Genomic DNA, 9,314 nt, shown 5'->3' on the forward strand with positions numbered 1-9,314 from the left:
AGATCGGAGGGGCGGGCCTGCCCGGCTCCGCAGGCTACAACTCGTGGCCCAGCTCGTCGTCCCGGCGCGCATGGGCCTCGCGCTCCTTCACAAGCTCCAGCTGGCGGGTGCGCTCGGCCTGCTCCGCCACCTGGCGCTCCCGGTCCAGATCGCGCGCTAGGTCGTCGCGCAACCCTCCAGTTGCGGCTTCGGCGAAGAACTCGCCCCAGGCATCGGGCGCCGGCTCCAGCGCCTCCAGCGCCCGCTCGGCCACCCGCCCGAGCCACGCGCGGGCATGGCCGGCCAGCTCCTGGGCCACCCGCCCGACCTCAAGGGCGCGCTCCCGGACCTCGTGCCAGACCCGCACCGCCGCGACCTCGATCCCGCGCTCCTTGAGCTGCCATGCCCCGAGCGAGAGCTGCGGCAACGGCTCCCGGTCCAGCGCGACGGCCCGCACCGTCTGCGCCAGCTCCTCGACCTCGTCGCCGCGCTCCCGCGCCTCTGCGGCCAGCTCCAGCGCCTCCGCGCGCTGCGCCTCCAGCGTGCGATGGTCGATCCGCAGCGCGTGACCGGCCCGCTCCAGGGCGGCGTTGCTGTCCTGCGCCCAGGCTTCCCGCCAGTCTTCCAGCACCGCCACGGCGTTCCAGTCGCGGTTCTTGGCGGTGAACCCCTCGGCGTCGATCTCGCGGGTGGTCAGCAGGATATGGGCATGGTGGTTGCGCTCGTCGCCCGTCAGCCCCGGCGCATGCAGGGCGATGTCCGCGACCATGCCCCGGTCCACGAAGGACCGCTGGCAGAAGTCGCGGACCAGCTCCACCCGCTCGTCGTGGCTCAGCTCGGCCGGCAGGGCCACGCGGATTTCGCGGGCGAGCTGGCTGTTCTTGCGGGTCTCGGCGGCCTCGACCCGGTTCCACAGCGCGGCCCGGTCATGGACCCACGCTGGCGCATGGGCGGGGGCGAGGATCTCGACATGCTCCACGCCGCTGCGCGCCCGGTAGTCGAAGTCGAGCCCGGTGCGCGCATCGTGGATCAGCTCGCCGGAGCGGTAGGCGGCCGCGCCCGTGGCGCTGCGCCCGGCCGAGCGGGAGATCATCGAAGCCCGCAGGTGATAGATCGCCATGAACGCGCTGCACTTCGCTAAGGGTTCAAGGGAAACGCGAGAGTTCCCTTGCCCACACAAACGCGCAGCGTTTGTATAAGTGGGCACTTCGTGCCTTGCAGCCTAGCTGCTCAGGGGCCAGTCTGGCAACCATTGGACGAACAAGGGACAGCGGAATGGCGCGCACCATTGACCAGCAGATTGCGGAAGCTCAGGCTCGGCTTGCCCGCCTTAAGACCCGCGCCAAGGCCACCGAGACCCGCCGCAAGATCATTGTTGGGGCCATCGTCACCACCGAGGCCCTGAAAGACCCCAAGATCGCGCGCTGGATGGCCGCCACCCTGCGCAAGAACGCGACCCGAGAGGTCGACCAGAAGGAGCTGACCGGGCTGCTCGCCGACCTCGACGCCAAGGCGGCCGAGGCATGAGCGACACGCCCAAAAGCCCCGCCCAGGTCATCAACGACCTGACCGACCAAATCCGGCTCCTGCGCCAGGACGTGACCGTCCTCACCGCCACTGCCACCACCAGGAAGGACGCCGCTGCCCTGCGCGCCGCCGTTCAGGCCTCCGTGCAGGAGGCCCAGGACCGGAGCGCGAAAGTCCTTGATGCAGCCGAGCGCGTCATCGACCGAAGCTACCAGGCCAACCTCCAGGCGGCCCGGGACGGGGCCGCCAAGGCCGTGGCCGGGCTCCAGGACGAGGTCAGGCAGGCCGCCAACCGGATGCGCCTGGAGACGCTCAAAGGCAGCCGGCAGGCCCTCTACTGGTCGGGTGGGGTTTTCGCCGTGGCGGGCGGCCTCGTCGCCCTGGGGGCCCTCCTGGGCGCTCTGGGGCACTTCTGGCTGCAGGGACGTGCCGATGCCCGTGCCTTCGGAGAGCATCCGGGGATCTTCTGCGAAGGCGCGGGCGGAACCGTGGTGACGGGCGACGATGGCAGCTCCTACTGCGGCTTCTGGATCACCCACCCATCACAACTGCGGAAATGACCTGGATCAGCGGGCGACCACTTCCGCAGCGTCCTGGCTGAACTGGTCGATCCTGATCTGACGGTCGGGGAAGCGTGCCACGATCTCCAGCTCGCCCCCCATCGCCTGAATGAAGCGCCGCAGCGTCCCGATGTACATGTCGGTGCGCTTCTCCATCTTGGCGACGGACGCTTGGTTGATGTGGAGGATCGCCGCCAGCTCCTCCTGGGACAGCTTCATGGCGCGGCGCACCTCGGCCAAGGCCATTTCGCTCTCAAGCGCCTCGGACTTGGCCCGGGCGCGCTCCTGCGCCTCCGGCGACATCCGGTTGCGAAGCGTCGAAAAAGAACTGCGTCCGGTCATTTCCTGATCAATCCTTCTGCCGTGAGGGCGTCGATGTGCTGATCGTAGAGATCATCGGCCACCGGGATCATCTCTTCGTAGAACCTGTCGTTCCCCGTCTTGTCGCCGCCGATCAGCAGGATCGCCGTGCGCCGGGGATCGAAGGCATAGAAAACCCGAAACGGGTTCCCGTGGCTCTGCACCCGAAGCTCGCGCATGTGGTCGTGCCGGCTGCCGTTGATCCCGCTGGAGTGCGGATAGGGCAGATTGGGACCACGGGCCTCAAGGCGCTGCACATAGGCATCCACGTCCTCCTGTTCGGTCTCGGTGAGCGTGGCCCACCAGCTTCCGAACTCGTCGGTGTATTCGATTTCCCAAGCCATCAAGGCATATTATGCCTCCCAGGGCATATTTCAAGGCATCGCAGCCTCTTGGGTCTCCCCCCGCACCCCCCTCGAACCGCTGGCGGGGCCTCAATGGCCCCGCCAGCGGTAGGCCGACAAAAACTCCACAGCCCGTCCCAAGGGCGGGGGATCGCCAGCTCCCTGGAGGGGCGCGCCCCCCCGGCGCGCAAGCGCGCCCGGACTGTGGATTTTTTGCCGTCCTTTAGATCATAAGAAGGCAGCGATTCTGCAGCCAATGAAATCAATCGCTTACAGGGTGGACCCCGGCAATAGCTATTGCCGGGGGTGCGGCAGTCTAGACTGCCGGGGGTGCGGCAGTCTGAAGCAAGTAATGGGAGATTTACTTCCCATAATAGGAATTGACAGACTGCCGCACCCCCGGCAGTCTACTTCCAGTTATTGGAGGCGGGGTGCCTATGACGAGAGCCGAATTGATCGACCGCCGACCCCATCGCGGGACTTGGCTTCAGACCGAACGGGCAGCGCATGAGGCATGGGCACGCTTGATCGACAAGTCACCGCTGGCCGCGAAGATCATGCACGTCCTCACAGCGCGGGTTGGAAACCATAACGCGGCAGTTATTAGCCAGAAGAACCTAGCTCGACTTGCCCATGCATCCGAGCGCGGCGTGAGAGATGCCTTGCGGGTGCTGGAGGCCGACCGCTGGCTTGAGATGCGCCAGATCGGCGGACGCGGCACGGTGAACGCCTATGTCTTGAATGATCGGGTTGTATGGAGCGGCAAGCGCGACGGCATCCGCTACAGTCTGTTTAGCGCAGCTGTGGTGGTCTCGGATGACGAGCAGCCCGACGCCGCTGAGCTGGAGCATCAAGAGCCGCTGCGTCGAGTTCCAACCCTTCATCCTGGCGAGCGCCAGTTACCCAGCGGCCCCGGCCTGCCGCCTGTGTCGCAGCCGTTCTTTGACGGTATGGAGCCGGACCTTCCCGCTCTCGACCGGCAAGAGACCGAAGGAGCCGATCACCAATGACAACCCCGAGAACCACGCCATCCGCCTGCTTCAAAAGATGCGCGCCGAGATGTGCAAGCCCCAGCCCGGGACAGGGGCTATGAGGGCAATCTTCACCATGCTTGCCCTGGCAGGCACTGCCCCGGCGGGGGCACTGGCGTGCACGCCCATTGCAGTGACGAAGCCGTCTGTCACCTACGGTGAGCAGTGCACGATCAGCTACACCGACACCAAGAGTCCTCAATATGTCAGCTCATACGCGGTAATGGATCTTGGCGGGGGAATTATCCGGCAGCAGTTCCACAACGGTGTCTGTGACAGTGGCGAACGCATCGTTGCCTATTTTGATTGTGCGGCCGGGACCGGTGCATGGCTCGGGGGGCCAATCAATGCCCCAGGCTTGCCGCAGCCGCCACCCGATGCCACCGGATATGTCGCGCCGATTCTGGGTGAGGGTGTGGACGGGGCATTCATTAGTAAGGAAGAGCCGCGCCTTGCCGGCGGCCCGCATCCGGAGGCGGTGCTGGCTCGCGCACAACGATTGCCTTGGGTGACCCAGTCTGGCCGGATCGAGTCTGCCCGTCTGACGATGGACGGCAAGCGCTTTGACCTTAATTGCGGCTGCAAGCTGTTCTATCCTGACAGTGCGAACTAAGAATTGAGCCCGGCTGGCGCTGGCTGGGCTTGAGACGAACGTTAGGTGCTGCATAGGTCAACGCCACTCTGCAGCTTCTCACGGGCACCCCTGTCCCAACGCGTCACCATCCTAAACCGGCCTCGTGCAGGCCGGTTTTTGTTGTCCTGCCCGTGTCCTAGAACGTGTCCTTCGTGTGTCCTATTAAGCCGTTATTCTTCCCTGTCCAGGGGGACACCAGAAAAGGACATGACAATGAACACGATGGCCCTCATACCGGGACAGGACACCGGACAGGTCAGGGGCGGACATGAGCAAGCTGTCATTGCGCGAGGCAGCAAAGCTGGCGGGACGTGGAAAGACCACAATTCATGCTGCTATCAACGACGGAAGACTGACTGCCGAGCGCAACGAGGCCGGTGGATACGAGATCGATCCGGCCGAGTTGCATCGCGTCTTCCCCCTCAAGGTGGACCCGGACACCGGACAGTTTATCGACCAAAGGACACCTAAGGACAGCAAGGACAGTGAGGAGGCAGAACGTCCTTCGCTGTCCTTGGCCCTTTCAAGGACAGCGACCAGGACAGGACGGGCAGGAGGCGCGCTTGCCACCGCCGAGCAGGAACTGGCCCAAGCCCTGCGGGAGATCGAGCGCCTGAAGATCGAGGCCGAACGCGAGACTCGCCACGCCCGTGAACTGGCCGAGAAGGAGATCGGGCACCTGCGCGAAACCTTGGAAGTCGAGCGTGCCGCAAAAACCGAGCTTGCTGCTGCCCATGCCGCGCACCTAGCGGACCTGCGCCGCGAACTGGACCAGATGCGCGCCCTGATGCCCCCACCAACCCCTCTCCCGCCAGCTCCGGTCCCGGCCCCCGCTCCCGCGTCCTCCCTAACCTCCCCGCCCCGCCGCTGGTGGCCCTGGCGCCGCAGCTGATCGTCCCCTCCAGCTCAACCCCGAGGGGCTGTCCGTCCCGTAACCGGTGTTATGGTAAGTTCCTCAGGAAGGCGGGGGATCAGCCGGGGGTTGTGCGCTTCCACCCTCCCGAACGAAGCCGGGACCAAGCGGGAACCCGCATATAATTTGAGGGTCAGGCGCGCGCCTGAGAAGAACATCGGCTCCTGCCCGGTAAGAAGCTGGGGCTTCGGGTTGCCTGAGGAACTCCCGGCCGTTCTCCTGCCTTGAGGCTGTAGAGGCAAAGCGCACAGGCTCTCCTCCTCCTGAGGCTGCCCCTGCCGCATAGGGCAGGGGCAGTTTGCCAGACCGCAGCTCAGATTACGGAGCGACGCCGGCCTCGATACCACCTCGATACGCAGACCTCTCAGGAGAGCCGCTATACTCGACCGCATCATTTCGCTGGAACAGCTGGATCTGGTGCCGCATCTCACGGTTCTGGCTATCGCTTATCTGTTCGCCTTGCCGATTGGCTGGAACCGCGAGCGTGAGGAGCGCAGCGCAGGGCTGCGGACCTTTCCCCTGGTTGCGGTGTCCTGCTGTGGCTTCGTCCAAGCGGCCGAAGTGCGCCTTAGCGCCGAGCCAGGCGCCATCTCCGCCGTTATCGAAGGCCTCATTACCGGTATTGGCTTCATCGGCGGTGGAGCGATCCTCAAGAACGGCAACTCGGTCAAGGGCACGGCAACAGCGGCAAGCCTGTGGGCCACGGGCGCCATCGGCACGGCAGTAGGCCTCGGCTCTTATGACGTCGGCGCGGTGATCGCCCTTCTGACGGTAATCTCGCTGATTGCCCTGCCGCGCCTCAAGCCCCGACCAGATGGGAAGCCGGAGATCGAACACCCGACTGCCGTTAAGTCTGCAGAAGAGGATGACGCGTGAGGCACACCTGGTGCTCTGGATTCTGCTCTTCATCCACCGCGGAAACCCTGCCAAGCTGCGCTGGTTAGGTAACAGGCGCGCGCGGCCTGCCGCAGGCGCAGGCAGACAAGACAAGAGCCTTCTTCCGCCCCCAAGGAGTTTGAGGACGACATGCTTGACCACGCCCAGATCAACGCCCCGCAGTTTGAGGCCGACATGGAGGCAATGCCCAGCACAGCCCCAGAGGGACCGCGTGCATTGGCACAGGCTGGGGCTGCCCCGCGCCTGGACGCGCTGATGCTCCTGCCCTTCCAGATCGCAATGGCGTTGCCGGCCGCAGTCATTGCCCAGGGCAACTCGTCGGCCATTCTGCGCCAACTGGCCTGGCAGCGCGAGCAGGCCCGTCGCTCCTGATGTTCGTTTCTGAGTTGGCGCCAGGGGTCGCTTGAGGGACGATCAGCTTTCTCAGGGCCGAACCATGCCGGTCAGGATCTCGTCTGGTTGGTCGGTCCAGCGGTATTTGACCTTGTAGCCGAGCTTCGCCAGTCCTCTGCCAGGTCGGATCAGCACATCGAAGGACACTGTGCCTGGCTGGGCGGCATCCCCCACCGGAACCCGATATTCGCTGACGTCCGAGCAGCGGCAGTTTCCGCCACGCGGTCGGGGCGGCCAGCTCTCGCTCTGGGTCGCCTCGTTGTAATGGGCCACCTCCAGCATCGAGACAATGCGCCCGCCCAACCGCACCTGGCGACAGATTTGGCGAAGGTCGGCAGACACCGGGCCGTAGTTCAGGGCCGTGACGCGCATCCGGCCCCAGCTCTCCCAGCCTTCAGGGGCGGGTAGCACGACCGCGGCGAACTGCAAGGCCGGCCGCTCCACGATCCGCAGGGCCGGGAACAGCTCGCGGAATGGCCGGGCTTGGGCGAGTTGGTCCGCGCTGGCTTCGGGGGCGTCAGGGTCGGCCGCGATCATGCGCTGGATCTGGTCTTCGGTCAGGTGCTGGGCGGTCATAGCAGGCTCCTTTCCTGCAAGCTGTCGAGCCAGCCCCACCAGAGCGCCCGCAGAGCCGTAGAAAGGGCCAAATAGGGTAAGCTGGCAGACTATCCAAGAAGGCTCGCAGCGCGCCCTAGAGGCTTGCAGAAGAGCCTTGGAGTGCCCTTCGGAAAGTTACTCGTTTGAAGGCGGAAACATGGCAGGAGTTACGCCATGTTTACACGGCCTCTCGCCACTCAAACACAACACCCATCTCAGGCGAACCCATGTGAGATGCTGCCTGTGCCGTTCCAGGCTTTCCTCAAGCACCGCTAGGCGGCGCATCTGGCCGTTCTAGGTCCAGGGTCGAGCTCCAAGGAGCTTCACGAGGTCTGCCGGCCCGGGAACAGATAGAGCTTTGCAGAGGTTTGATGATCGACTTGGACAGTGATCAAGTCGGACTTCAGCTGCGAAGTCTTTGCCAGTTACCGGGCCTACTCCCTGCCCGGTAACTGGCTCCCCTCCGCTGGGTCGCAGCATCGTGCAGCAGTCGCCATGATCATCGCGCGCCGCTAGGTCGACCACGAGCTAACGTTCTGGGGCCTGCCCGGCTCATAGACTACAGCCCATTATCCAGCTGCGTCATCGCGAGGGGCACGTTCGTGGACGATCTCCTGCGCCTTGGCACGCTCCTCTGCTTGCCGTTCCTGCGGAAAGGCCCGTGCCGCTCAGTCGGCGCGATAGAATCCTTGCCATTCTTCAACGCTCGTTGTGCACGTCAAAGTTTGAATCCAGATATCACTTGCATTGCGGAGGTTTCATAATCACGATCAATCCCCTGATGAAAACACCTGTTTGTGATGCCGCGTATAAAAGCAAGGCATCCCAGCCATTAGACCAAGAGACTCCATCTGGGACCACTCGATAAAGCGGCCCATATCGACTAGGTTCACTAATCAACTTTGGCATCCAAGGAAAAAACACAACAATAACAAAAAGCATTAATGTGACTGTAGAGATTATGATTAGAGCAATTACTGAGCGTTTTTTTGTGGGAGCGTAACGAGTGCGCATCATGAGTAACTCGGACCGCGAAAACCTGACAAGCAATGAGTAGAAGAAGCTCGCAACGCAAACTAGTATCATACCCGCAACGAACGTCACTTGCCAGTTTGCAGAGGAAAATCCAAACGCTTCAAACGAGTAATTATAGCGCTTTTCTAAGACAGGCAGATAGTGTCTTATGTTTTGCCCAACATAGTTGACTAAATCATTATTTGGAAAAGAATTATACAGCAGTTTAGCGATCATAAAGGTTGCAAAAAATGTCCCTCCGACCGGGACAGTTATTTTTTTATCCTCTGGAGACATTGCAAACTACTTGCGTTAACTTTTTCAATGTGCTGAGCACGGCATCTGCGTCACTCAAGCGCATTGAAAAATTTCGGTAGAACGAAACTGTTCTTTCTCCCGTGCAGAACTCATAACTAACTGCAATTGCCTCATGATGCGTGAACATTGATACAATTTCTTCTGTGCTCTTTACTGACTTATCTAGGCTCAATGTTCGTATCTTGGCTGGCAATCCTGGATAGCTTTTGTAGGAAAAATCTAGAGAGTCTCCGCCTTCAAAATCACGAATGATTATGCTCCCATCTTTTTCCATAGAGCATATATTTATAATGCCAACCCTCTCAACTTCCAGAAAGTTCTTATCACGGCAATCAGGGCTTTTCCTGATTGCCTTCCATACGAAATATTCACCTTGAACTTCAGTGCTCCATAGAAAATCACCAAGCCTGCGGTCGTTTTTCGATAGTTCTTCGTTCAGGGCAGAAGTTAGTTCATTTATCTTTTCGTCGAAAGAACGGATATTTAGATCATTTGATGCTGACGGCTCAATGGAAAGTAATGTTATTACGACCGCTTGAATTAATGTCTTTATCAATATCTCATTCTCCAAGATGGTTAAGATCGGTGGCAACATGGCTGCAATTGGGTTCAAAGCGACAGAGGGCAGGCCCGCCCCGGAGACCTCACAGATCGGAGGGGCGGGCCTGCCCGGCTCCGCAGGCTACAACTCGTGGCCCAGCTCGTCGTCCCGGCGCGCATGGGCCTCGCGCTCCTTCACAAGCTCCA

13 protein-coding genes are annotated in these 9,314 nt (G+C 61.9%); 7 read left to right on the forward strand and 6 right to left on the reverse strand.

Annotated elements, in window-relative coordinates; genetic code table 11:
* Positions 1–34: 34 nt before the first annotated feature.
* Positions 35–1,099, reverse strand: a complete 1,065-nt coding sequence (gene mobQ, locus RAH32_RS20890; protein WP_306610329.1) for a MobQ family relaxase — start codon at positions 1,097–1,099, stop codon at positions 35–37.
* Positions 1,100–1,254: 155 nt separating this feature from the next.
* On the opposite strand from mobQ, the gene RAH32_RS20895 reads away from it, so the two are divergent.
* Positions 1,255–1,506, forward strand: coding sequence for a hypothetical protein (locus RAH32_RS20895; RefSeq protein WP_306610330.1), 252 nt, complete (start codon positions 1,255–1,257; stop codon positions 1,504–1,506).
* On the forward strand, positions 1,503–2,066 hold the full coding sequence (locus RAH32_RS20900) for a hypothetical protein (protein WP_306610331.1): 564 nt from the start codon (positions 1,503–1,505) through the stop codon (positions 2,064–2,066). Before RAH32_RS20895 ends, RAH32_RS20900 begins: the two co-directional genes overlap by 4 nt.
* 6 nt (positions 2,067–2,072) lie before the next feature.
* On the opposite strand, the gene RAH32_RS20905 is transcribed toward RAH32_RS20900, so the two are convergent.
* Both RAH32_RS20905 and RAH32_RS20910 read right to left on the reverse strand, forming a co-directional pair.
* Positions 2,073–2,408, reverse strand: coding sequence for an XRE family transcriptional regulator (locus tag RAH32_RS20905; RefSeq protein ID WP_306610332.1), 336 nt, complete (start codon positions 2,406–2,408; stop codon positions 2,073–2,075).
* Positions 2,405–2,770 carry a type II toxin-antitoxin system RelE/ParE family toxin gene (locus tag RAH32_RS20910; RefSeq protein WP_306610333.1) on the reverse strand — a complete coding sequence of 122 codons (366 nt, stop codon included), beginning with the start codon at positions 2,768–2,770 and terminating at the stop codon, positions 2,405–2,407. Before RAH32_RS20910 ends, RAH32_RS20905 begins: the two co-directional genes overlap by 4 nt.
* A 524-nt stretch (positions 2,771–3,294) precedes the next feature.
* Here RAH32_RS20910 and RAH32_RS20915 point away from each other — a divergent pair.
* From RAH32_RS20915 to RAH32_RS20935, 5 genes are all read left to right on the forward strand, one after another.
* The gene (locus tag RAH32_RS20915) at positions 3,295–3,780 is read left to right on the forward strand and encodes a hypothetical protein (protein ID WP_306610334.1); all 486 of its coding nucleotides are present in this window, start codon (positions 3,295–3,297) and stop codon (positions 3,778–3,780) included.
* Positions 3,781–3,859: 79 nt separating this feature from the next.
* A complete protein-coding gene (locus RAH32_RS20920; RefSeq protein ID WP_306610335.1) occupies positions 3,860–4,414 on the forward strand; it encodes a hypothetical protein in 555 nt (184 codons plus the stop codon).
* Between the two features lie 289 nt (positions 4,415–4,703).
* Positions 4,704–5,327: a hypothetical protein gene (locus tag RAH32_RS20925; protein WP_306610336.1), complete on the forward strand. Its 624-nt coding sequence runs from the start codon at positions 4,704–4,706 to the stop codon at positions 5,325–5,327.
* A 438-nt stretch (positions 5,328–5,765) separates the two neighbouring features.
* On the forward strand, positions 5,766–6,224 hold the full coding sequence (locus RAH32_RS20930) for an MgtC/SapB family protein (RefSeq protein WP_306610337.1): 459 nt from the start codon (positions 5,766–5,768) through the stop codon (positions 6,222–6,224).
* Positions 6,225–6,374: 150 nt separating this feature from the next.
* On the forward strand, positions 6,375–6,617 hold the full coding sequence (locus RAH32_RS20935; RefSeq protein ID WP_306610338.1) for a hypothetical protein: 243 nt from the start codon (positions 6,375–6,377) through the stop codon (positions 6,615–6,617).
* Between the two features lie 51 nt (positions 6,618–6,668).
* On the opposite strand, the gene RAH32_RS20940 is transcribed toward RAH32_RS20935, so the two are convergent.
* The 3 genes from RAH32_RS20940 to RAH32_RS20950 form a co-directional block, all read right to left on the reverse strand.
* Positions 6,669–7,214 carry a hypothetical protein gene (locus RAH32_RS20940; protein WP_306610339.1) on the reverse strand — a complete coding sequence of 182 codons (546 nt, stop codon included), beginning with the start codon at positions 7,212–7,214 and terminating at the stop codon, positions 6,669–6,671.
* A gap of 759 nt (positions 7,215–7,973) precedes the next feature.
* Entirely contained in the window at positions 7,974–8,546 is a 573-nt protein-coding gene (locus RAH32_RS20945; protein WP_306610340.1) for a hypothetical protein, read from the reverse strand.
* Positions 8,530–9,162, reverse strand: a complete 633-nt coding sequence (locus RAH32_RS20950; RefSeq protein ID WP_306610341.1) for a hypothetical protein — start codon at positions 9,160–9,162, stop codon at positions 8,530–8,532. Before RAH32_RS20950 ends, RAH32_RS20945 begins: the two co-directional genes overlap by 17 nt.
* Between the last annotated feature and the right edge of the window lie 152 nt (positions 9,163–9,314).

It is taken from the genome of Paracoccus yibinensis (genome assembly GCF_030846195.1).
Classification (GTDB): domain Bacteria; phylum Pseudomonadota; class Alphaproteobacteria; order Rhodobacterales; family Rhodobacteraceae; genus Paracoccus; species Paracoccus yibinensis.